Source organism: Microbispora sp. NPDC046973, from assembly GCF_040644495.1.
In the GTDB taxonomy this organism is placed as follows: Bacteria; Actinomycetota; Actinomycetes; order Streptosporangiales; family Streptosporangiaceae; genus Microbispora.
On record NZ_JBEYWQ010000024.1, the window covers coordinates 34654 to 57481 of the forward strand.

Genomic DNA, 22828 nt, shown 5'->3' on the forward strand with positions numbered 1-22828 from the left:
TCAATGGATCCACCTCACGCCGTGACGTGGGCGAGCACCACCGGGACGACTCCCGCCAGGTGTCGGCAGCGTGAGACGCCGCGACCGGAGATGACGTCGATCGGGGTGACGTGGAGGAAAGCAGCGGCTGACTTTATGGGGACATATTTATCATTTTCCGGTTCGAGGCGATGAGCCGATGATTCCCGATATTTGTCGGCGGCGGATGCTTACATCTCTCCTGTGGCCGTAGTTGCCGCCCCGGTCATTTCATCGATCCCCACAGGAGATGCCTCATGCCCTCAGACATGTACTATCGGCGCGGACATTGGGTCAGGAGATCGAAATCGAAAAGCGGGAAGATTTCGGGCTGGATGATTCTGGCTGTGATCGCCGCGGTGATCTGGTTCGTCTCCCACGGCGCCGGCGATCCGCAGGAGGCCCCGCCGCAGCCGCCGATGCCGGAGAACGTCACCCGATGACGCACCGGAAGTCGCGGTCACGCATGCTCCGAGCCCGTATGCCGCGCGACCTGAGCGAATGGATCGCGGCACTGTTCGTCGTGGTCATCGCCGCCGCGTTGCTGGTCCAGGGAATACGCGCACTCATCGGCCTGATTTTCGGCCATTGGTATATCGCGGCCGCCCTGGGATCGGGTCTCACAATCGCAATCGCCGCGGCACTGTGGTGGCAGGTCGCCGCCGTACGACGACGCACCGCCCGGCTACGACACCTTCGGTTGACCCTGCACGACTTGGACGCCATGAGCCCGCAGGCCTTCGAGTTCGCCGTACGCGATCTGATGCTGCGTGACGGCATGAACGCCAGACACGTCGGCCGCCGGGGAGACAAGGCGGCCGACGTCATCGCCCTCGACGAGCGCGGGCACCGCATCGTCGTGCAGTGCAAACACACCACGACCGGCGGCAAGGTGAGGGTCGACGTCATCTACCAGGTGAACGGGACCGCGGGGCCCGCTCACGGCGCCGACGTCGCCGTGGTCGTCACCAACGGCTCCTTCACCCGCGGCGCGAGGGAGAGCGCCGCCGAGTTCCGAATCCACCTCATCGGCCGGCAGGACCTCGCCCGCTGGGCCGCAGACGGTGAGTCTCTCCAGCGTCTGCTGAGGCTGACCACTCCGCTGCGGCGACGGCGGCGCCTGCGCCACACCGCAGCCATGCGCCATCGCAGCCCCTCACCCCTCGAAGCAGACCCGCAGGAGGCCATGTCGCGCACTTCCCCGGGGGCGACCCGGACGTGAACCGGGACCTCACCCACCGTCCGGCTTCCGGCTTTTACTTGTCAGGCTCATTGCCGCCGTCGCGCTGGACGTCCTCGCGCCGCCCTGGAACCGGTCCGTGCTCGGCTTCGCCTCGCGGGCGCTGCGCCGGATCGGCTCGCCCCTCAGCCCGCCGCTACTGATCCTGGTTCTTCTCCGCCTGGCGCTGCTGCTCGAGGTAAGCGCGGCGCTGCTCCTCGGCCCGCTCCCGGCAGCGGCGGAGGAACTCCTCGTCGTCGCCGGGGTTGGAGGGGACGAACCGGCCCGGCCGGTCGTACTCGGGGAAGCGCCCGGTGTTGCCCTTGTACGGCAGCCCGCCGGGCCGCGTCACGGTCTGCGGCCGGCCCGCGACCAGCCACAGGATCGACCCGACCTCGGGGAGGAACAGGACGATCATGATCCATAGCCCCTTGGGCAGGTTGCGGCAGTCCTCCTCCGCCGTGACGATCACGTCGAACAGGCAGAAGATCCATAAGGCGAGCAGAACCAGACCGAACCCGCCGTAGATGAGGGGCATCCCGAATCCTCCCAGTTTCAGACGCGCAGAGCGTAGTGGATCCGATCTTCGCCTGACGGGACTTTCCAGGTAAGCGATCTTTCCCGATGCGCCGCCGACCGCCGACTCCGGCGGCTCGCGGCCCGAGAGGAAGACCGCGAGAGGGAGGGGTGAATGGCCGATGCGGACAGGATCAGCAGTCGCGCGAATCTGCACCCGGCGCTGGGCAGGTTGTTCCGCGACGGACACCGGCGTGGCGGCCGCGCACCACAGGGTCAGCGCCACGCGCCTCCGGCGGTGGACGACCCGGCGCATGATCCTGCGCGTTTTCGGGACCGCCGAGGCCGACGACAGATGTTAGCGTTAACAAAGCGAGCTCGCCTTCGTCCTCCTCCACTTCGAGAGATCGACCGGTGGTGGTGGAGCGGAGCAAAGCCGAGGCGAGGGCACGGTGTCAAATGACGCAGTACGTCCGGGCGCGAACGCGGGAGGGTGCGAACGCGGGCCCAACTGCCGCATCAGCAAACTCTCCGGGCTCACCGACGCCGACGACGGGTGAAACGTTCATTCCGATGACTATGCACTGAACGCGGCGGTTCCGCGATTACGCGGGTGATTTACGCGGTACACGGCTTTCGCGGCGACACCCTACTCTTGACACATTTCGGTGAGGTTTCCACACTGAGCCCCGAGGCGGTCTCCCGCTGTCCGGTGGTGGTGCGCGGGGCGGAGGCCCGCCGTTCGCGACGCCCTCGTAGTGTGCGCTCCCTTGCCCGGGAGCATGGCGTCCAGCGCTGAATGCCCCCGCGTTTTCCCCTTTTTCTGGTTGCAGTCATGGAGGCTCAGGCATGGGCGTACACGCCGTTCCGCCGCCGGAAACCCGGCGGCCACCCACGGACCCGTCCGCGTCCGGGCCCGGCTCGCGGAGCCGGTCCCTCCGGCGTGCGATGGGCCGGGCGATGGCGGCGGCAGTGGCCGTCCTCGGGCTGCTCTCGGCGGCCATCGCGACTCAACCGGCGTCGGCTGCGGACAATCCCTACCAGCGCGGGCCGAACCCCACCGTGGCGAGCGTCGCGGCCACCAGGGGGACCTTCGCGACCGCCCAGACCAGCGTGCCGGCCGGCAACGGCTTCGGAGGCGGAGTCATCTACTACCCGACCGACACCAGCCAGGGGACGTTCGGCGGGGTCGCGATCGTGCCGGGCTACTCCGCACTGTTCGCCAACGAAGAGGCCTGGATGGGTCCCTGGCTCGCCTCGTTCGGCTTCGTGGTGATCGGCATCGAGACCAACAGCCGCACCGACAGCGCGGACGCCCGGGGGACCCAGCTGCTCGCCGCGCTGGACTACCTCACCCAGCGCAGTCCGGTACGCGACCGGGTCGACCCGGACCGGTTGTCGGTCGTCGGCCACTCCGCGGGCGGCGCGGGGGTCCTCAGCGCGCTGCTCCGGCGGCCCTCCCTCAAGGCCGGGGTCGGGCTCGCGCCCGGCTCTCCCGTGGGCAACTACGACCTGTACAACGACCGGGTGCCGACGATGTTCATCTCCGGGCAGCGGGACACGACGGTCACGCAGTCGTATCTCAACGGGCTCTACAGCACGCTGCCGGCCACGACGCCGAGCGCGTGGGTGGAGATCACCGGGGTGGACCACCTGTTCGCGACGCGGGCCAACACGACCGAGATGCGGGTGCTGATCCCGTGGCTGAAGATCTGGGTGGACAACGACACCCGGTACACCCAGTTCCTGTGCCCGCTGGCGGACTCCACCGGCATTTCGATGTACCGCAACAAGTGCCCGTACGTGCCGCCGGGCGGGTCGTCGCCGTCACCGAGCGCCTCCCCCTCGCCCAGCCCCTCCCCGTCGCCGTCACCGAGCGCCTCCCCCTCGCCCAGCCCGTCCCCGTCGCCGTCCACCAGCCCGTCGCCTCCGCCGCCGGGCGCCTGCGTGGCCGAGTACCGCACGGTGAACTCGTGGCCCGGCGGCTACCAGGCAATGGTCACGGTCACGGCGGGCGGCTCGGCGATCAACGGCTGGACCGTCAAGTGGACGCTCGGCAGCGGCCAGACGATCACCCAGCTGTGGAACGGCACGCTGAGCACGAGCGGTTCCGCCGTGACGGTGAAGAACGCCTCCTTCAACGGCTCGATCCCGGCGTCCGGCTCGGCCACCTTCGGGTTCCTCGCCACCGGCACGCCGTCGACCCCCTCGCTCACCTGCACCAGCCCCTGACCGATCGCGGCACGTCGTGCCGGTCGATGTCCCGTTGACTCCGGAGAGGGCCGCACACACGGCCCTCTCCGGACTTCGGCAGGGCCCAGCCGAGCGTGATGCCGGGCGGCGCCTGTGAGCCGGCACGTCCAGAGCACTGCGAGTCACGCTGCCAACAGCTCGGCCGCAGAGCCACACACCGCAGCCCTGCACGTACGTGTCGCCGGGCTAGGAGCGGCGCGGATCATAGTTCTGGAACTCGACCAGGCGGATGTCGCTCTGCGGCAGCAGGGGCACCCCGCTGCTGGAGTCCAGCACCACCCGGCGGCCCAAAGGCTCGCGGAGCGTGACGGCGATCCGGTCCGTCTTCCCCATATCGGTGCAAACCTCCACGTTGTCGTCGCGCCGGACGTCGACGTCCACGACCACGGCCTCGGGCGTCTCGTGGACGCGCGAGCCGTACGTCGTGTCGCAAGTGCCGTGCACGTAACTCAACCGGAGCCCGGTCGGCGTGCGCACCTCGTAGGTGTTCACCTCCTGGATCCCATGGTCCAGGGGCCGGGGCGGTCCGCCCATCACGGCCGGGTCCACCGCCACCCGCCGAAACGGTTCCGGCACGCCCTTCACGGTGAAGTCCCACGTCGGGACATGCACGTCCCCACGGCTGCTGGGCATCGTGGCCTCGCCCCGCGCCACTGCGATCACGCGCAGTGGCCGGCAGCCCTTGGCCGGGCACTTCTCGTCGACGAAGGACTTGGGCTTGCTGAGCCCGGCGTAGGCGGCTGTGGCCGTGAGCACCGGCACGCTTAGCGTGCTCTCATCGGCCCAGCGCAGCTCGGCCGGGTCGGGCACCTCGGCCGGGAGTTCGGCCTACAGCTTCCAAGCGCTGTTGATATCGGCCGCGCCTTTCAAGACCCGTCAGCGCGGCTCCGGGGGTCCGCCGGAGCGTCCGGGACCCGCAGGGCGGCCAGCACCTCCGGCAGGGTGTGCGGGGCCGCCGACAACTCGGGGGTCCGGGTGACGTGGAGTTCGACGGCCGTGACGCCGGGGTGGATATAGCGGGCGATGTGGGCGCGGCACTCCTCGGGCGAGCCGTGCACCCACAGCTCGTCCACCACCGAGTCCGGCAGCGCCTCGGCCGCTCCCCTCCGGTCCCCCGCGTCCCAGGCCGCCCGCGAGGCGGCCAGCTCCTCGCCCCGGCCGAGCCAGTCGTGGAACGCGCGGTAGGGCGGCTGGTTGAGTATCCAGCCGAGGAAGGCGCGCCCGGCCGCCCTGGCGTGCCCGGCGTCCTCGGTCGGCGTCACGAAGATCTTGACGACGAGTTCCCGCCCCTCGGCGCGCGGCCCGGCGGCCTCGACGATCCTCGGCACCTCGTGGGCGGCCAGCACGTTGGTGATCGCGCCGTCCCCCTCGGTGAAGGCCAGTTTCAGCATGCCGGGCCGCAGCGCGCCGACGATGACCTTCGGCCGCACCGGGGGACGCTGCCGCAGCGCGAAGTCGATCGAGAACGTCTCGTACGTCTCCACGACGTGCTCGCCGTCGAAGGCCCTGCGCAGGAAGCGCAGCAGGTCCCGCACGTGCGCGTACGGCCGGGCGTGCGGGCGGCCGTTGAGCGCCGTGACGTGTGCGGGAACCGACGAGCCGATGCCGAGCAGCACCTCGGCCTGGCCCAGCTCGGCCATCGAGGCGGCGGTCTGCGCGAGCACCCCCGGCCCCCGGGTCTGGGCGGGCAGGACCCCGGTGCCCGCCCTCAGGCCCGGCGACCAGGCCAGTGCGGCGGTCAACGCGGTGAGGCCGTCGTAGCCGCCGCCCTCACCGGTCCACACGTCGCCGTATCCCAGCGAGGGCAGCGCCTCGACGATCTCCCTGTGCTGGTGCAGCCCGAGCCCTGCCAATGGCAGGGTGACCCCCCAGCGCACGCCGGCGCCAGCGTCGCGGCCTGTGTCGTCGGTCGCGTCGCGGCGGGTGCTCACCGGTGCTGTCCGGCCGGCGCCGCGCGCCCGTGCGGCTCGTCCCAATCGGCCTCCCGGGGCTCGACCGCGATCCGCACCGGCCCGTCGCCCCGGGAGGGCCGTGCGGTGAGGCGGAAGGCGGCGAAGTCGGTCGTCTCCCGGAACGCCGGAAGCCGGTAGAGGTCGCGCGCGTACGGCCAGAGATGGGGATAGTCCGTCAGCGGCCGTTCGCCGATCCCGGCGAGCGGGTTGTGCAGCAGGTCCCACCTGACCAGGACCACCCAGAGCTGCACGTCGGACTCGGTGAGGCGATCCCCGAACAGGTACCGCCGGTCGGCCAGGCGGGCGTCGAAGCGATCCAGCGCGGCGAGCACCGCCCCGCGCCGCCGCTCGTACTCCTCCTGCGTGGCGGCCCTGGCCACCAGGTGCACGCCCTGGGCGAGGTCGCGGGCGATCTCCTCGTCCAGGACCTCGATCTCGTCGCGCAGGTCCTCCGGATAGAGGTCCACGCCCGAGTCGGCCCACTCGGTGAACCGGGTGCCGATGTCGGCCGGGATGTTCGGGTAGTCGTTGCTCACGATCCGGTTCGTCCGCCGGTCCCACAGCACCGGCACGGAGATGTGCCCGGGATAGCCGGGCTCGGTGGCGTCGTACGCCTCGGAGAGAAGCGCGAAGCCGTTGACCGGGTCGGGACCGCGCCGCTCGCGGAACGCCCAGCCGCGTGCGTCGCGCTCGTCGTCCACGTACGACAGCGAGACCACGTCCTTCAGCCCGGACAGGTCGCGCACGATGGCCACTCGCTGCGCCCACGGGCACACGTACGAGACGTACAGGTGGTAGCGCCCGGGCTCGGCGGGGTGGTCGCCGGAACCGCCGGCGGTGATCCGGCCGCGGAAGGGGTAGAGGGGCCCCGGCCGGTCGGTCCTGCCCGGCCCGTACGGGCCGAAGGCGGCGACGTCGGCGGGGCTCGCAAACGCGGGAGCGTGGGTGGTCGTCACGCGGTCGCCCTCCTCTCCAGTGCCGCGGCCACCTGCGCGGCGACGCGATCCGTCCAGTCGGCGAGGACCCGGTCGAGGTCGGGGATCTCGGCCTCGAGCAGCGCGAGGCCGGGGGTGGGCACGAGCGCGCCTAGTTCGACCAGTACGGGACGCAGGTGCAGCTCGACGGCCAGCGCGTGCCGGGGGGAGCCCATGACCAGCAGCGGCAGCGCCACCGTTCCGGTCAGCGCGCCGCCGGGGAGGCGGTCGAGGAACGCCTTGAGCAGGCCGGTGTAAGCGGCCTTGTAGGTCGGGCTGGCCACCACGAGCACCTGCGCTCCGGCGACGAGTTCCAGCGCGACCTCCACGGTCGGCGAGGGTCCGGGGGTGAACAGGTGCGGCCCGATCGCCGACAGGTCCACGACCTCGGGCGGCGCCTCGTGCCCGATACGGCGCCCCACCGCCTCGGCCGCCGCCACGGCCGCGAGGTGGGTCCGGGAACCGCCGCGCGGATTGCCGACCAGCACCACGAGAGAGCTCACGAGGCCACCGCCTCGTGCCGCTCGGCGTGTCCTGTGTCCGCGTCGAAGAGCTTGCGAGTGGTCAACAGACGGTCCTCCAGATCGGGACGGGCGTTCGTGCGAAGTGGGAGCGGATCACGGGTGGGCGATGAACCGGCCGAAGCGGCCCTGGTGGTACAGCAGCGGACGCCCCGGCCCGCGCACCTCGGCCTGGGTGACCAGCCCCACGACGAGGACGTGGTCGCCCACGCCGACCCGCTCGTAGGGCAGGCAGATCAGATGCGCGGAGACGTCCTCGAGCAGCGGCGCCCCGAGCGGTCCGGGGCGCCACCGGGTGGGTTCGGCGAACCGGTCGACGCCCTTGCGGGCGAACCTGGCGGCGAGATCGGCCTGGTCGCTGGCCAGGACGTTGACGGCGAAGTGGTCCGCCGCGCGCAGCGACGGCCAGGTGGTGGACGACTGGTCCACGTAGAAGGAGACGAGGGGCGGGTCCAGGCTCACCGAGGAGAACGAGGTAGCGGTCAGTCCCACCGGCACTCCCCCGCTCCGCGCGGTGATCACGACGACTCCCGCCGCGTGCACCGCGAGGGCTCGCTTGTAGCCGTCGGCGTCCAGTGCGCGCTTGTGGTCGTCGGCGTCGAGGCCGGGGCCGAGCAGAGTCTCCGTCATGGCAAACCTCCGGAAGGTCGCAGCTGCTCTCAAGGTCGATCCCGCCCGTCGCGGCACCGCGACATGCGGGATCAGGGATTCGGATGGAGGCGAAACCGTGGGTGACACGGTCACGCACGGTCGCGAGGAGGACGGCCGCACGCCGCGGCCCGGCCCCTCATCGGCACGAAGACGACGGAAGGTTCACAATCAACGACACTGCGCGCTGGCGACGTGGCCGTAGTCCACGCTCGAACGCCGGGTCAGACGAACGCCCTGGCTCATACCACCGAACGTACGATCACCGGGCAGAAAAGTCAATATTTCCTACTCGCTTTGCAGGAAAACCGCGTCACGGCTCCATCCTGCCCGTCGCCCACGCCCACGCGGCGATCGCGACGCGGTTCCTGGCGCCCACCTTGCGCTGGATGGAGGCGACGTGGTTCTTCACGGTGCCCGGAGACAGGAAGAGCTCAGCGGCGATCTCGGCGTTGGTCCTGCCCTGCGCGACCAACGCCGCGATCTCGTCCTCTCTCTCGGTGAGGACCACGCCGGAGGTCTCCCGCGGCTGTTCGCGCTGACGCAGCAGCCGGACGGTGAGCTGAGGACTGATCAGCACGTCGCCGTTCATCGCGGCCCGGATGGCCTCGATGAGGAGCGTGGGGCCGGAGCGCTTGAGTATGAACCCGGCGGCGCCGTGCCGCAGCGCGGCATGGACGTACTCGTCCAGCCCGAAGGTGGTGACGACCACGACGTGGATGCCGGTGCCGGCCAGGGCACGGGTGACCTCGATGCCGTCGGTTCCGGGCATGCGGACGTCGGCGAGCACCACGTCAGGCCTGACCGCTCTGGCGGTGTCGATCGCGGTGCGCCCGTCGGCCGCTTCGGCCACCACCGTCATGTCGGGCTGGGCGTCGAGGATCAGGCGGAAGGCGCTGCGGATGCCTTCCTGGTCGTCGGCGATCAGGATGCGGGTGACCACTCCGGGGATTGTGCCAGCGGCAGGCGGGCGGTCAGCGACCACCCCTCGGGTACGGTCTCCGCGATCAGCTCGCCGCCCTGCGCCTGGACGAGCGCGGCAAGGGCGGGCAGGCCGGTCCCGCCACGCCGGGGGCCCGGGGCGCGCACCACACCGTCGTTGGTCATCCTGACCTCCACGATGCCGGACGAGGCGCTGACGCTCAGACCCACGCGTCTGGCCCGCGGGGCGTGCCGCCGGATGTTGGTCAGTCCCTCGATCACGATCCGGTAGGCCAATGCCGCGGTGTCCGGCGGGGCCGCCGCGGCCGGGTCCATGCGCAGGTCGACCCGCGCCGGGCCGGCGGCGGAGAACCGTTCCGCCACCTCGCGGATGCCGCCCAGGTCGCCGCCGGGGGCAAGGGGCCGGTCGTGGTGCAGCATGTCCAGCGTCCGGTCCAGCATGGACAGGGCCCGCTGGCCCGCGCCCTCGATGCGCTCCAGCGCCTGCCTCGGATCGCCCGCGACGCGGCCGGCCTGAGCGTGCGCCACCATCTCGCTGAGGTCGTGCGCCAGATAATCGTGCAGATCCCCGGCGAGCCGCAGCCGCAGGGCCAGACGAGCGTCGGCCACCGCGCGCTCCTGCCGTACGTCGAGGAACCGCAGGTAGCCGCCGACGGCGGCGGCCAGCAGCGCGCCCAGCCCCCAGAACGCGCACACGCCGACCCCCTCCAGAGGCGAGACGGGCGCGAACACCCGCAGCAACCAGACGGACGCGGCCAGACCCGCCATCGGAGCCGACACCATGGCCCGCCGGGATGGCGCATATCGGATGACCAGGGCGACGAGCACCATCAGCGCCGCGCTCTCGACCATGCCCAGCACGCCGGCCCCGGACGCCGGCCGTGCCACGCCGGCTGAATGAGCCAGCGTGGCGGCCAGCGACACGATCGCCGCCAGCGACGCCGACGCGGACAGACGCGAACGGAGCAGAGGCCGGGAGATCCCCGTCACAGCCGCCACGACGGCAACCGCCGCCGGCACCAGGGCGACACCCCACATCACGGTCATCCCGGTGACGATACGCGCCTCCCGTCCTGCGCCGGGGAGTGCCGAACGGCACCGGTTCCGCCCCGGACAGTGCCGAACGGCATCTGGCTCACCACCCGGCCGCGCCGGGAGGTTGATCGCATGAAGACATTCCTCTCCGGCCGCCAGGGGTATGCGGCGGCACTGTGGGCGCTGGCCTACGGTGTGCTCGGCGCCGCGTGGGCGCTGGGCATGCCGGGCTTCCCCTGGGGCGCCTCCGATCCCGACCCCGACAGGGCGCTGTCGATCCTGGCCGGCACGACGCCGCGCTTCGGCTGGTGGATCGCCGCCTTCTCGCTGCTCACCGCGGTGACGGCACTGGCGCTGACCCGCAGGAGCGGCCGCCGTGCACCGCTGTGGCCGGCCTGGCCGATCGCCGCGTTCCTGGTCCTGGTGATCCCCGACTCCCGGCTGATGATGGGCGTCGCCTACACCCCGCTGCTGCTGGTCGCTCCCGTCTTCGGCTGGGGGCTGGGCGGTGCCACCTTCGCCGACGCCTGGCCCTGGCCGGTGCTCAACCAGCTCGTGTGCGTGGTGGGCGGCCTGCTGCTGGCCGCCGCGGCGCTGGCCTGCACACGCGGCCAGAAGCGCAGGAACCGGTTCACTCCGGAGCGCGGGCGCATCGCGGTGTACGTGGCGGTCGCGGTTCCCCTGGTGTACTGCTCCACCCGGTGGGCGTGGGCGCTGGGCATCCCTCTCGGCGTGCGCGAGGAGTTTCTGGCCGAAGGCGAGGACGGCCTGTGGCTGCTGGGCGCCTATCTGGCGACCTTCGGAGCGCTCGGAGGCGCGCTCACCCTCGGGCTGACCCAGCGGTGGGGCGAGGTCTTCCCGCGCTGGATCCCCGGGCTGCGGGGCAGGCGAGTGCCACCGCTGCTGGCGGTCATCCCGGCCGGGTTCATCTCGGTCATCATCGTCGTGGCCGGCCTCACCTACATCCGATGGGCGATCGCGGGCCGGTTCAGGCTGGACGAATGGGGCGCCTGGCTGCCGGAGTGCTTCTGGCCGCTCTGGGGCGCCGCGCTGGCCACCGCCACCGTCTGCTATCACCGGCGCCGCAGGCATCCGCAGCGGGACACGCAGCACCCCTGACGCCGGACGTTCTCGCCTCCGCCGCCTGTTGTGAGGGTCCGCCAGTTCAGCGCGGCCGGGTCAGGTCACGACGACGGGGTGGCGCACCACCGCGTCGAAGCCGTAGCCGAGGCTGTTGTACGCCGCACGGTCGGGCTGCACGGCGCCCGTCTCGTCGGCGGCCCGGACCAGCAGCCGGAGGTTCCCCACCTCGCGCGGCCTCCAGGGGAAGGTCCAGCGGACCCAGCCGCGCGGGTGGCGGTCGTCGCGCAGGCGGGCCGGCCGCCACGACACGCCCTCGTCGTCGCTGACCTCGACCCGGACCACGCGTCCGCCGCCCGACCACGACCGGCCGCGCAGCAGGTGCTCGCGCGCCGCCTCCAGACGGGCCGGCCAGGGCAGTTCGAGGGCGCTCTTCACCCCCATCCGGGTCAGCGGCGGGCCGCCCCCGGGCGGGTGACCGGGGCCGTGCATCCGGTAGAGCCGCGTGCTCCACGGCGACTCCAGCGGCTCCGCCGACACCTCGACGTCCCCCAGCCACTTGATCGAGGCGGCTCCCACCCAGCCCGGCACCACCAGCCGCGCCGGATGGCCGTGGTCGGGCGGCAGCGGCCGCCCGTTCATCTCGTAGGCCACCAGCACGTCGTCCAGCGCCTTGGCCACGGGAAGCGGGCGCCGCACCCTCCCCAGGTTCTCCCCCGCCTCGACGTAGTCGGCGTCGAGCCCGCGCGGCATCAGCGCGACGGCCCTGTCGCTCATCCCCGCCCTCTCCAGGAGCGTCGCGAGCCGTACGCCCCGCCAGCGCGCCACCCCCACCGCGCCCAGCCGCCAGGGGGTGCCCGACACCTCCTGGTTCTGCTGCTCGCCGTACAGGCGGCGTCCGTTGCCCGCGCACTCGATGAACGCGGTCACGGTCTCGGCCGGCATGCCGAGGAGGTCCCCGTAGGTGAAGCCGACCGGCCCGCCGCGCAGGGCGTCGCCCCACAGCGTGAGCCGCCAGGTGGCCGCGTCGATCAGCGGTGTCGCCGTGTGGTTGCGGACGAAGAAGAGGTCGTCCGGCGTCAGGTAGTCCTCGCCGCGCAGGGCCTCCCAGCGGGTCTCCGCGTTCGTGCCGTGCACGGCGAACAGGCGGGGCGGCAGGGGCTTGCGGATGCCCGGCGGGGCTCCCGCCTCCGGGGCCGTGCGCCGCGCTCCGAGACCGTCCTCGGTGAAAGTCATGGGCCTCCTCACCTGCCGCCGTCAGCCGGCCGGCCTCCGCAGGGCGACGGCCGGCACGGGGATGGGCGGGAAGGGGTTGTCGGGCAGCAGGATCACGCGGCGCGGCCGATCCGCCTGTCCCGCCGCGTCCAGGTGCAGCAGGGCCGCCCCTATCCCCGCCGCCCCGGTCAGGTAGCCGGTGTCGGCCGACACCTCCCCGGGGCGCTGCCGCCGGTACGCCTGATACCAGCGGTATCCCCTGCCGTCGTAGCCGGTCGCCCGGCCGATCAGGTGGTCGGCGAGTTTGCGGGCGAACTCCAGGTGCTCCTGCTCTCCGGTCGCCGCCCACAGCCCCACGTACAGCTCGATCAGCCCGGCGGTGCCGCAGCACTGGCAGGCGACGTTCCACAGCCCCGCGGTCTGCCGGAAGGGCGCGCCCGACTCCCTGACGCCCCTGGCCAGCCGCTTCACCCACTCCAGGTCGCCGCCGTCGCCGCTCACCCGATGCAGCTCGTAGAACATGCGCGCGATCCCGGCGGAGCCCGAGCAGTAGCCCAGGTGGTCGGTGACCATGGCGCTCTCCCCCGTCAGGACGCCCGCGGCCCGGACGAGGCCCGCGCCGCGGCGTGCCGCGTCGAGGAACGCCTCCTCGCCGGTCGCGCCGTACAGGCGGGCGAGGAGGAAGGCCGTCCCTGCCGTGCCGGCCAGGAAGCCGGGCGGGACCGCCTCCGTGGACAAGGCCGGGCACGCCGCGGGCCGCTCGCGGGGCGCGGTCAGCCGCGCGATCCGCCGTCCCGCCTCGACGGCCATCTCCTCGTAGGCCGGCACGCCGAGCGCCGCCGCGGCGCGCAGCAGCCCCAGCACGACGCCGCCGTCGCCGCGCAGCGTGGGGTCTCCCGACCAGCCGATGCCGCCGTCGTCGAAGGCGCGGGCGCTCCTGACGATCCTGTCGGCGACCGCGACCGCCGCGGCCTCGAAGCGCTCCTCGCCGAGCGCCCAGCCGGCCTCGGTCAGCGCGAGGACGACACCCGCGAGGCCGTGGTGGAGCGACACGTCGTCCTGCCGCCGCCAGGCCGAGGCGAGGTAGCGGGCGCCCTCGCGGGCGTCCTCGAGGTAGGCCTCGTGGCCGGTCCCGGCGGCGAGCTCCAGGAAGAACAGCACGATCCCGGCCGCCCCCGAGTGGAGCGACGCGGGCCCGCCGGGCGTCGCCGCCCGGCCCTGCGGGTCGGGGTTGGCCCGCCATCGGCGCCCGTTCTCGTCGTCGACGGCGGCCGTACGGATCCACCGTCCCGCCATGATGGCGGCCGTCAGCGGAGTCTCTGCGCGCTCACCGGATGAGCGGATCGGGTCCGGGCCCATGGCATCCACTATCCCACAAACCTGGTAGGTAATAGCAACTATCTACTCACGCTTTCCCTGCATTTCCTATTGACTTGATGGGTATTAGCGCCCCACAGTCGAGCCGAGCACTCGCACTCCCGAGAAAGGCGTCCGGCGTGAGCAACGAACACCCCCCGACCGTCGGCGAGCACACCCGTGCCGCGATCAACGAGGACTGGGCCGCCACCGTCGTCGGCCTCGTCCTCCTCGTGCTGGTCCTCACCGGCGTGATCCCGACGGGGCTGGTGCCGTGATGAGCAGCGAAGCGGCCGTCCCCACCACGACGAGGGCCACGGCGTGGCAGTGGCCCGCCCTGGGCGTCCTCACCGTCCTCGTCCTCGCCGCCGGCACCAGAGCCCTGGAGAAGGGCGTGCCCGAGTGGTTCGCGGGTTCCGGCCTGGCCAAGGCGATCGAGTACCCCGTCTACGCGATCGCCCTCGGCCTGCTGGGCAACGCGGTCCTCACCGCGACCGGGCTGCGCGACCGCCTGGCCGCCGGCTTCCGCACCGAGTTCTTCATCAAGACCGGCCTCGTGCTCCTCGGGGCGTCGATCAACCTGAAGGTGATCGTCACCGCGGCCGGTCCCGCGATCGTCCAGGGCATCGTGCTGATCAGCGCGGTGTTCCTGTTCACCTGGTGGCTCGGCGGCCGCCTCGGTCTGGACGACAGGCTGCGGGCGCTGCTGTCGGCCGCGGTGTCCATCTGCGGCGTCAGCGCCGCCATCGCGGCGGCGGGAGCCGTACAGGCCAGGCGCGAGCAGCTCGCCTACAGCGCGAGCCTGGTGATCGCGTTCGCCCTGCCGTCCATCTTCGTCCTCCCGGCGCTGGCCTCGGCCCTGGGGCTGAGCCCGGAGGTGGCAGGCGCCTGGATCGGCGGCAACATCGACACGACGGCGGCGGTGACCGCGGCCGGCACCCTCGCGGGCGAGAACGCGCTGGCCGTCGCCACCATCGTCAAGGTCACGCAGAACGCCCTGATCGGTGTCGTGGTGGTCGCGCTGACCGCCTGGTTCGCCTTCCGGATCGAGCGCCGTCCCGGCGCCGAACGGCCGGGCGCGGGCGAGCTGTGGCGGCGGTTCCCGAAGTTCGTGCTCGGCTTCCTGGCGGCCTCGGTGCTGACCACGTGGTATCTCACCACGGTCGGCGCGGCCGAGGGCAAGGCGGTCGTCGGCGTCGCCAACGACCTGCGCACCTGGTTCCTCATCCTGGCCTTCGTCAGCATCGGCCTGGAGTTCCGGGTGGCCTCGCTCCGGGAGGCGGGCTGGCGTCCGGTCGCCGTCTTCGCCGCCGCCACCGTGGCCAACGTGCTGCTGGCCCTCGGGCTCGCCACGGTCCTGTTCAGCGGCTTCACCGTCGCCTGAGCCACCGGCCGAACCGCCCGGACACGCCGTCCTCGTCCGCCTCCTCCGGCGCCGCGTCGTCGTCCGGCAGGTCGTACCAGTGCGTGTCCCCCGGGAAGAGGTCCGGCGGCGCGGCCGGCGAGCTCATGCCCCCGCCCCCGCCGGGACCGCGCTCGAACCCTCGGCCGCCTCGGCCCGCACGGCGTCCAGCGCCCTGCGGGCATAGGCCCGGACGTCGGCGTCGGAGTCGCCGAGAGCGGCGTGCAGGGCCGCGGCGACCTCCGGCCGCGCCGCCCACCCCGACAGCGAGAGGACCGCGGCCTTGCGCACGTCGAGGTGCGGGTCGGCCAGCGCCGCCACCAGCGGTTCCACCGCCAGGGCCGGGACGGCGGCGGCCAGTCCCCGCGCCGCCCCCACCCTCACCTGCCAGGCCGGATCCGCCAGCCCCCGTACGGCCGTCTCCGTGAGGCCGGGCTCCCCGTGGGCAGCCTGGCCGAGCCCGCCGAACGCCTCCAGGGCCGCCGCCCGGACGAGCGGGTCGGGGTCGGCGGCGAGGCGCGCGACGGCGGGAGCGCCGTGCGGCAGGCCGATGACGCCCAGCCCTCTGGCCGCCCAGACGCGCACCTCGCGGTCCCGGTCGCCCGCGGCGAGCGCCACCCGCTTCGCGTCGTCGAGCGCGACCAGCCCTCTGACCGCCTCGATCCGCACCCGGGTGTCGGCGTCGGCCAGCGCCGCCTCGAACAACGCGGCGTCGCCGAGGCGCAGCGCCCGCAGGACGTCCAGGACGGCCGCGCGGACGAGCGGATCCCCCGCGCCGCCCTGGCCCTCTCCCGGCTGGCCCGCTCCCGGCTGGCCCTCTCCCGGCTGGCCCGCTTCCGGGTAGCCCGCGACGGCGCGGAGCGACGCGCCGAACTCTGCGGTCGCGGGCAGCACCTCGACGAGCTCGCGCAGCCCGGTGGCGGCCGCGCGGCGCACCGTGCCGTGCGGGTCGGCGAGTGCCCGCGTCAGCGCGGTCTCCACGCCCGGGGGCGCGGTCTCGGTCAGCGTCGCGACGGCCGCCCTGCGGACCTTGGGGTCGGCCTCCGACAGGTAGGGGGTGATCTGGTCCAGCGCGGGCTCGCCGTCGGCGAGCCGCAGCAGTTCGAGGATGCGGGGCGAGCGCCCGATCGCCTCCACCGCGAGCCGCCCGCCCGCCCTGCGCCGCGCCGGGCCCGCCGTGCCGTACGCGCCGAGCAGGACGGGCTCGGCCGGGCGCGGGGCGAAGCCCTCGACGGGCACGAGGTAGGGCTCGACCGGGCGCTTGACGAACTCCATCGCCCCGGCGGCGTTCTTGCGCAGGTTGAGGTGGTAGAGCCACTCGTCGTCGTCCCGGCGGGGCAGGTCGGCGCGGTCGTGGTAGAGGCCCCACCTGCTCTCGGTGCGGATCAGCGAGGACCTGGCGGCCATCTCGGCGCAGTCCCTGATGAACGTCACCTCGGCGCAGCGCATCAGCTCGTGCGGGGTCCGCGCGCCCATGGCCGCGATCTCGCCGCGCATCCGCTCGAACGTCTCCAGCGCGATGTCCAGCTTCCTGGCGGTCTTCGGCGGGGCGACGTAGTCGTTGACGAACCGCCGCAGCTTGTACTCGACCTGCTGCTGCGGCGGGCCGTCGGGGGTGCGCAGCGGGCGGTAGATCAGCTCGTGCGCGTCGGCGATCTGATCCTCCGGCAGGCCGTCAGGCGTGCGGTGGTGCTCGGCGGCGTGGGCGCCGGCGAGGTCGCCGAACACGAACGCCCCGATCATGTAGTTGTGCGGCACGCAGGCCAGGTCGCCCGCGGCGTACAGACCGGGGACCGTGGTGGCGCCGTTCTCGTCCACCCAGACGCCCGAGGCCGAGTGGCCGCCGCACAGGCCGATCTCCGAGATGTGCATCTCGACGTCGTGGGTGCGGTAGTCGTGCCCGCGTCCCGCGTGAAAGGTGCCGCGGGTGGGGCGCTCGGTGGTGTGCAGGATGTTCTCGAGCGCGGTGAGCGTCTCGTCCGGCAGGTGGCTGACCTTGAGGTAGATCGGGCCGCGGGCCGAGGCGATCTCCCCGGCCACCTCGGCCATCATCTGGCCCGACCAGTAGTCGCAGTCGACGAACCGCTCCCCCTCGGCGTTGACCTGGTAGCCGCCGAACGGGTTGGCGACGTACGCGCAGGCCGGGCCGTTGTAGTCCTTGATCAGCGGGTTGATCTGGAAGCACTCGATGCCGCTGAGCTCCGCGCCCGCGTGGTAGGCCATCGCGTACCCGTCCCCGGCGTTGGTCGGGTTCTCGTAGGTGCCGTAGAGGTAGCCGCTGGCGGGCAGGCCGAGCCGCCCACACGCGCCGGTGGCGAGGATCACGGCCCCGGCGGCGACCGTGACGAACGCGCCGGAGCGGGTGTCGAACCCGGCGACGCCGACGGCCCGGCCCCCGCTGGTCAGCACGCGGACCGGCATCACCCGGTTCTCGATGCGCACCTTCTCGCGGATGTCGCGGCGGCGCAGCACCCGGTAGAGCACCTTCTTGACGTCCTTGCCCTCCGGCATGGGCAGCACGTAGCTGCCCGAGCGGTGGACCCGGCGCACCGCGTACTCACCGTGCTCGTTCTTCTCGAACTTCACGCCGTAGCGCTCCAGCCGCCGGACCATGTCGTAGCCGCGCGTGGCCGTCTGGTAGACCGTGCGCTGGTTGACCACCCCGTCGTTGGCCCTGGTGATCTCGGCGACGTAGTCCTCGGGGGTGGCCTTGCCGGGGATGACCGCGTTGTTCACGCCGTCCATGCCCATCGCCAGCGCGCCGCTGTGCCGCACGTGCGCCTTCTCCAGCAGGATCACGTCGGCGCCGCGTTCGGCGGCGGTGATCGCGGCCATGGTCCCGGCGGTGCCGCCGCCGACCACCAGGACCTGGCACTCCAGATGCGTACGGTCCGCCGGGGCAGGGATGTCCATTCAGAGCTCCTCGATGATGCGGGCGCGCAGCCCGGCGCGGTCGATGTCGGGGGTGCGCGGGTCCGGCACGCGCAGGACGCGTCCGATGCCGCCGTGTCCGCCGCGATGCCCGAGCACGACGACCCGGTCGGCGAGCAGCAGCGCCTCGTCCACGTCGTGGGTGACGAAGACGACCGTGGCGAGCGTGTCGCGGAGCACGTCCAGCAGCAGGCGCTGCATCCCGGCCCGGGTCTGCGCGTCCAGCGCGCCGAAGGGCTCGTCCATGAGCACGGCGCGCGGCGCGCCCGCCAGGGACCTGGCGAGCTGCACCCGCTGCCGCATGCCGCCGGACAGCTCGCGGGGCAGCCGGGCCTCGCAGCCGGCGAGGCCGACGCGGGCGATCCAGCCCTCGGCGGCCGTCCTGCGCTCGCGCCTCGGCACGCCGCGGATGCGCAGCGGCAGCTCGACGTTGCGCAGGACCGTGCGCCAGGGCAGCAGCGCGTCGTCCTGGAAGACCATCGCGCGGTCGGGCGATGGCCCGGTCACGGGGACGCCCTCGGCCAGGACCCGCCCGGCGCGCGGCGCCAGCAGTCCGGCGATCGCCCGCAGGACGGTCGACTTGCCCGATCCGGACGGGCCGACGATCACCAGGACCTCGCCGGGGGCGATGTCGAGCCGCAGGCCGTCCACCACGGCGTGCCGGCCGTAACCGAGCGACACACCCTCCAGCCGGATGGCGAGCCCGGCGTCCTCGCGTGCGGCCTCGGCGGCGGGAGCGCTCATCGGGTGCCCTCCCCAGCGCTCTCGTCGGCACGCGGCAGCCATCGGGTGAGGCGCCGGCCGAGCAGTTCGACGGATGCCGAGGCGACCCAGCCGAGCACGCCGATCGACGCCATGCCGACGAGCACCGCCGGGTAGTCGACCACCGTGTAGGCGTGCCAGGTGCGGTAGCCGACGCCGAACTCCCCGGAGATCATCTCGGCGGAGATCACGCAGATCCAGGCGACGCCCATGCCGACGGACAGCCCGCCGAAGACGCCCGGCAGCGTGCCCGGGAGCACGACGTTCCACAGCACGTGCGCGCGCCCGCCGCCCATCGTGCGGACCGCGTCCTCCCACAGCGTCGGCAGCGCCCGTACGGCGTGCCGCGTGCTCACCATGATCGGGAAGAACGCCGCGGCGAACGTGATGAACACGATGCCCTGCTCGTCGGTGGGGAACACCAGGATCGCGATCGGGACGAGGGCGATCGCCGGGATCGGCCGGACGACCTCCACGGGCGGCAGCAGCACGTCGGCGGCCCAGCGGGACCGCGCGACCAGGACGCCGAGGGCGATGCCGGCCACGGCCGCCAGCGCGAATCCGGTGAGGATGCGGATCATGCTCTGGGCCAGGTCGAGGTAGTAGATCCGGGTGCCGAGCTGCCGGCCGAACTCCGCCGCGACCTCGGCGGGCGACGGCAGCCGGTCGAACCGCAGCCCGACCCGGGCGTCCGCCGTCGTCAGCCACTGCCACACCGCGACCACGGCCGCCAGGGAGGCCAGCCTGACCGCCCACCTGCGCAGGCCGGCAGCCGTTCTCGTCCGGCCCGTCGCCGCGGTGGCGCCGGCGTTTCCTGCGGCGGGGGCGGCGGGGGCGAGTGTCGCGTCCAATGCCGGAGTGCTCATCGCGACGCGCCTCCCGCCGCGGCCTTCAGCGCCTCGTCGTAGCCGACGATCCGCGCCCGGGGGTGCTCCTTCAGGTACGCCTGCGCGCCGTCTCGTGTGGTGAAGGGCGTGAACCGCTCGTTCTCGTCCGCCGAGGGGTCGCGCACCCAGACCGACCTGTCCGCGAACCAGTGCGTGCCGGTGGCCGCGTCGGGCACGTAGGCGGCCCGCACGGTCCCGCCGCTCGAGGTGGCGGCGGCGATCTGGCGCAGCAGGCAGGTCGGGGTGGCTGCGGGGCGGAGCCGGTCCTCCCCTGCGAGCCAGAGCTCGCCCGCCTTCGCCGGGTCGCTCACGGCGGTCCCGCAGGCCTCGTCGGTTCCGGTGATCTTCGCCGCGTTGGCGGTGCTCGCGACGCCGGCGTCGTAGGAGGCGCCGTACGCCTTCCTGATGAAGGAGTCGTTCGCGAACTTCGTCACGTCGACGTCGGTGAAGTCGGTGCCGATGATCTTGAGATACTTCTCGTCGTGCTGCAGGGCGGCCAGCAGTTGCGGCTTCACGGTCACGTCGAACGAGGCGATGCCGTCGCGGCCGTTGTAGAGGTAGACCACCTCGGGCGGCAGGCCGGTGGCCTTCGCGACCGCCTCGGCCGCCTCCACGGGGTGCTCGTGGAGATAGTTCGTCGCGTCGATCTGGGCCTGGAGGAACGCCTGGAGCACGTCGGGGTGCTCCTTCGCGTACGCCTGCCGTACGACGACGCCGTGGAACGTCGGCACGCCGAGCGCCGACCCGTCGTAGACGAGCCTGGCCTGGTTCTTGAAGACCAGCAGTCCCGGCCAGGCCACGAACTGGGCGTATCCCTGCACGTTGCCCGACTGCAGCGCGGACGCGCCGACCGGCGGCTGCTGGTTCACGACCTCGACGTCCGTCGCGGGGTCGAGCCCGGCCCGCTCCAGGGCCTGGACGAGCGTGCCGTGCCCGGCCGACCCCGAGCTGGCGGAGACCTTCTTCCCCTTCAGGTCGGCCAGCGTCCGCACGTCGGACGACGGGGGCACCACGACCGCGTTCAGCCCGCCGCGCAGGTTGTAGCCGGTCACCGAGACGAGCTCGGTCCGCGCGGAGGGCACACCCTGGGTGCGGGAGGCGTTGATGAGGAGCGGGTAGTCGCCCATCGACCCGATGTCGATCTTCCCGGCCACCATCTTGGCGGTGATCGGGGCGCCGGTGTCGTAGTCCTGCCACTCGACCCGGTACTTGTCGCCGAGGCGCTTTTCGAGGTAGCCGAGGCCGCGCAGCAGCGTCCCGGCCGTCACCGTGTTGATGGTCTTCGACTGGTATCCGACGACGACCGTCTGCCGGCCGTCGTCGGCGCCGGCGGACACGGAGCACCCGGCCGCGGCCAGCAGCGCCACGGCGGCGAAGAGCTTACGCATGGGGGTGTCCTTCTATCTGAGCAGGTAGGGGATGTTCACCGTGACCGCGTCCGCGGGGCACCGGTCGGCGCAGGGGCCGCAGTACCAGCACTCGTCCACGTGCATGTACGCCTTGCCGCTGACCTCGTGGATGGCGAGCGAGTCGAGCGGGCACACGTCCACGCACAGCGTGCACCCCTCGATGCACAGCGACTCGTCGATCGTGACGGGCACGTCGACGCGGCTATTGACCAGGGTCATCGGTGTTCCTCCAGAGGTGGCCACGCATGGTGAGGCGGTCGCCGCGGAACCTGACGAACTCCAGGTCGACCGGGCGGCCGTCGGACAGATGGGTGAGGCGCTCGACCATCAGCAGCGCCGCGCCGCGCGGCGCGTCGAGGACGGCCGCGGTGTGGGCGTCGGCGTTCACGGCCTCGATGGTCAGCTCCGCCACGCCGAGCGGCTGGCCGGCGACCCGTTCCAGCAGCACGAACACGTCGTTGTGCACGAGGTCGGCGTCGAAGAGCGGCTCCCCCACCTCGCGGACGAGATAGGTCAGGTCGAGCGAGAGCGGCAGCCCGTTGAGCCTGCGCAGCCGCTCCACGTAGACGACGGACTCGCCCGGCGGCAGGCCGAGCCGGCTCCGGACGGCGGCGGGAGGCGGGATCAGCCCCATCGCCCGGACCTCGTTGGTGACCTCACCGTGCTCCCGGAGGGTCTCGGCGAGGCCGAGCAGCCGGTGCAGGCCGTGCGGGTACTTCTCCGCGGCCACCGTGGTGCCGACGCCCGGGCACCGCTCGATGAGGCCCTCGTCGCGCAGCAGGTCCAGGGCGTCCCTGATCGTGTTGCGGGAGGTCCCGAACTCCCGGGCGAGGGCGGACTCCAGCGGCAGGTGACCACCGCCGAAACCGCCGTGCACGACCTCCCGCCGCAGCAGGTCGGCGACCTGGCGGGCCCTGTCCGCCCGGCGCCGTCTCGCGTCCGCCAACTCCATGAGGCAAAAGACTACCTTCCAGGTAGGAATACCTGGATAACGGCGCGATTACGCCACTCGAGAAGGGCGCGAAACCCCTTCGACCTGCGGTTTCATGCCGACGGAGCCGACAACCGCCACCCGCGGGACGGTCAGGCGGCGAAGAACCGGTCGGCGAAGGCCTCCCACTGGGCGACGAAGTCGATGCCGGCGTCGCGCAGCCAGTTGAGCTGCAGGCCGTCGAGGAAGGCGAGCAGATCCACCGCGGCCGCATCGGGATGGGGATGCCAGGCCAGCAGGTAGCGTTCCAGCATGGCGCGGCCCTCGCGCAGCCGCGTCCGGAAGTAGGCGTGCGCGGGGTGCACGGGGTCCAGCGCCTCGGCCGACAGCACGGTGTACAGCTGCACGAGCGAGCGCTGTGCGAGGTTGCGGCGGACGAATCCCGACATGACGGCACGGGCGGCGGCCGCGTCGGGCGCCGGTTCCAGCGTGTCGACCACGCTGGTGAGGTCGAGGGTGTCCCGGCGTTCGAGGACCGCGATGAGCAGTTCCTCCCGGGAGCGGAAGTGATGCAGCAGCCCCGCCTTGGTCATGCCGCAGGCCGCCGCGAACGCCTCCAGGGTGACGCCCTTGAATCCGGAGGCGGCGATCAGCTCGGTGGCCGCCTTGAGGATCTCCTCCCGGCGTTCTGCGAGCGGCAGCCGGCGCCGTCCCGGCGAGGGGGTCATGCCGTCCTGGCTCCTCGGAGGCGGGGGTTGATTTCGATCACGATACCAG

At 72.6% G+C, this 22828-nt stretch carries 23 protein-coding genes; 5 read left to right on the forward strand and 18 right to left on the reverse strand.

The genetic code is table 11. The features are described 5' to 3' along the window. The first annotated feature begins 499 nt into the window (after positions 1-499). The gene (locus tag ABZ860_RS32705; RefSeq protein WP_357227585.1) at positions 500-1240 is read left to right on the forward strand and encodes a restriction endonuclease; all 741 of its coding nucleotides are present in this window, start codon (positions 500-502) and stop codon (positions 1238-1240) included. A gap of 154 nt (positions 1241-1394) precedes the next feature. Here the strand turns inward: ABZ860_RS32705 and ABZ860_RS32710 are convergent, their stop codons facing one another. Then, a complete protein-coding gene (locus ABZ860_RS32710) occupies positions 1395-1775 on the reverse strand; it encodes a PLDc N-terminal domain-containing protein (RefSeq protein ID WP_357227587.1) in 381 nt (126 codons plus the stop codon). Between the two features lie 938 nt (positions 1776-2713). Here ABZ860_RS32710 and ABZ860_RS32715 point away from each other — a divergent pair. Beyond that, positions 2714-3985, forward strand: coding sequence for a cellulose binding domain-containing protein (locus ABZ860_RS32715; protein WP_357227590.1), 1272 nt, complete (start codon positions 2714-2716; stop codon positions 3983-3985). A gap of 207 nt (positions 3986-4192) precedes the next feature. On the opposite strand, the gene ABZ860_RS32720 is transcribed toward ABZ860_RS32715, so the two are convergent. From ABZ860_RS32720 to ABZ860_RS32750, 7 genes are all read right to left on the reverse strand, one after another. After that, entirely contained in the window at positions 4193-4762 is a 570-nt protein-coding gene (locus tag ABZ860_RS32720; RefSeq protein WP_357227592.1) for a hypothetical protein, read from the reverse strand. A gap of 110 nt (positions 4763-4872) precedes the next feature. Continuing rightward, on the reverse strand, positions 4873-5937 hold the full coding sequence (locus tag ABZ860_RS32725) for an LLM class F420-dependent oxidoreductase (RefSeq protein ID WP_357227595.1): 1065 nt from the start codon (positions 5935-5937) through the stop codon (positions 4873-4875). Then, entirely contained in the window at positions 5934-6914 is a 981-nt protein-coding gene (locus ABZ860_RS32730) for a glutathione S-transferase C-terminal domain-containing protein (protein WP_357227598.1), read from the reverse strand. Before ABZ860_RS32730 ends, ABZ860_RS32725 begins: the two co-directional genes overlap by 4 nt. Next, positions 6911-7435, reverse strand: a complete 525-nt coding sequence (locus ABZ860_RS32735; protein WP_357227601.1) for an NAD(P)H-dependent oxidoreductase — start codon at positions 7433-7435, stop codon at positions 6911-6913. The genes ABZ860_RS32730 and ABZ860_RS32735 overlap by 4 nt, the downstream gene beginning before the upstream one ends. 114 nt (positions 7436-7549) lie before the next feature. Then, the gene (locus tag ABZ860_RS32740; protein WP_357227604.1) at positions 7550-8083 is read right to left on the reverse strand and encodes a flavin reductase family protein; all 534 of its coding nucleotides are present in this window, start codon (positions 8081-8083) and stop codon (positions 7550-7552) included. A 331-nt stretch (positions 8084-8414) separates the two neighbouring features. Then, positions 8415-9044, reverse strand: a complete 630-nt coding sequence (locus tag ABZ860_RS32745) for a response regulator transcription factor (protein ID WP_357227605.1) — start codon at positions 9042-9044, stop codon at positions 8415-8417. Next, positions 9026-10090, reverse strand: a complete 1065-nt coding sequence (locus tag ABZ860_RS32750) for a histidine kinase (RefSeq protein WP_357227608.1) — start codon at positions 10088-10090, stop codon at positions 9026-9028. The genes ABZ860_RS32745 and ABZ860_RS32750 overlap by 19 nt, the downstream gene beginning before the upstream one ends. Before the next feature lie 120 nt (positions 10091-10210). On the opposite strand from ABZ860_RS32750, the gene ABZ860_RS32755 reads away from it, so the two are divergent. After that, the gene (locus ABZ860_RS32755; protein ID WP_357227610.1) at positions 10211-11197 is read left to right on the forward strand and encodes a hypothetical protein; all 987 of its coding nucleotides are present in this window, start codon (positions 10211-10213) and stop codon (positions 11195-11197) included. Positions 11198-11257: 60 nt separating this feature from the next. On the opposite strand, the gene ABZ860_RS32760 is transcribed toward ABZ860_RS32755, so the two are convergent. Both ABZ860_RS32760 and ABZ860_RS32765 read right to left on the reverse strand, forming a co-directional pair. Continuing rightward, positions 11258-12394, reverse strand: coding sequence for a sulfite oxidase (locus tag ABZ860_RS32760; protein ID WP_357227612.1), 1137 nt, complete (start codon positions 12392-12394; stop codon positions 11258-11260). A gap of 21 nt (positions 12395-12415) precedes the next feature. Next, positions 12416-13732, reverse strand: a complete 1317-nt coding sequence (locus ABZ860_RS32765) for a lanthionine synthetase LanC family protein (RefSeq protein ID WP_357227615.1) — start codon at positions 13730-13732, stop codon at positions 12416-12418. A gap of 137 nt (positions 13733-13869) precedes the next feature. On the opposite strand from ABZ860_RS32765, the gene ABZ860_RS32770 reads away from it, so the two are divergent. Both ABZ860_RS32770 and ABZ860_RS32775 read left to right on the forward strand, forming a co-directional pair. Then, positions 13870-14007: a hypothetical protein gene (locus tag ABZ860_RS32770; RefSeq protein WP_357227618.1), complete on the forward strand. Its 138-nt coding sequence runs from the start codon at positions 13870-13872 to the stop codon at positions 14005-14007. After that, positions 14007-15113 (forward strand): putative sulfate exporter family transporter, encoded by a 1107-nt coding sequence (locus ABZ860_RS32775; RefSeq protein WP_357227621.1) that lies wholly within the window; start codon positions 14007-14009, stop codon positions 15111-15113. Before ABZ860_RS32770 ends, ABZ860_RS32775 begins: the two co-directional genes overlap by 1 nt. Here the strand turns inward: ABZ860_RS32775 and ABZ860_RS32780 are convergent. From ABZ860_RS32780 to ABZ860_RS32815, 8 genes are all read right to left on the reverse strand, one after another. Beyond that, positions 15100-15240, reverse strand: coding sequence for a hypothetical protein (locus ABZ860_RS32780; protein WP_357227623.1), 141 nt, complete (start codon positions 15238-15240; stop codon positions 15100-15102). The genes ABZ860_RS32775 and ABZ860_RS32780 overlap by 14 nt on opposite strands. Continuing rightward, on the reverse strand, positions 15237-18044 hold the full coding sequence (locus tag ABZ860_RS32785) for a fumarate reductase/succinate dehydrogenase flavoprotein subunit (protein ID WP_357227625.1): 2808 nt from the start codon (positions 18042-18044) through the stop codon (positions 15237-15239). Before ABZ860_RS32785 ends, ABZ860_RS32780 begins: the two co-directional genes overlap by 4 nt. Then, complete coding sequence (locus ABZ860_RS32790; protein WP_357227626.1) at positions 18045-18806, reverse strand: ABC transporter ATP-binding protein; 762 nt, start codon at positions 18804-18806, stop codon at positions 18045-18047. Continuing rightward, complete coding sequence (locus ABZ860_RS32795) at positions 18803-19690, reverse strand: ABC transporter permease (protein ID WP_357227628.1); 888 nt, start codon at positions 19688-19690, stop codon at positions 18803-18805. Before ABZ860_RS32795 ends, ABZ860_RS32790 begins: the two co-directional genes overlap by 4 nt. Beyond that, positions 19687-21099 carry an ABC transporter substrate-binding protein gene (locus ABZ860_RS32800; RefSeq protein ID WP_357227631.1) on the reverse strand — a complete coding sequence of 471 codons (1413 nt, stop codon included), beginning with the start codon at positions 21097-21099 and terminating at the stop codon, positions 19687-19689. The genes ABZ860_RS32795 and ABZ860_RS32800 overlap by 4 nt, the downstream gene beginning before the upstream one ends. Before the next feature lie 12 nt (positions 21100-21111). Then, positions 21112-21339, reverse strand: a complete 228-nt coding sequence (locus ABZ860_RS32805) for a 4Fe-4S dicluster domain-containing protein (RefSeq protein ID WP_079312946.1) — start codon at positions 21337-21339, stop codon at positions 21112-21114. Then, positions 21323-22072 (reverse strand): GntR family transcriptional regulator, encoded by a 750-nt coding sequence (locus tag ABZ860_RS32810; protein WP_357227633.1) that lies wholly within the window; start codon positions 22070-22072, stop codon positions 21323-21325. The genes ABZ860_RS32805 and ABZ860_RS32810 overlap by 17 nt, the downstream gene beginning before the upstream one ends. A 131-nt stretch (positions 22073-22203) precedes the next feature. Beyond that, on the reverse strand, positions 22204-22779 hold the full coding sequence (locus tag ABZ860_RS32815) for a helix-turn-helix domain-containing protein (RefSeq protein WP_357227635.1): 576 nt from the start codon (positions 22777-22779) through the stop codon (positions 22204-22206). Positions 22780-22828: the final 49 nt, after the last annotated feature.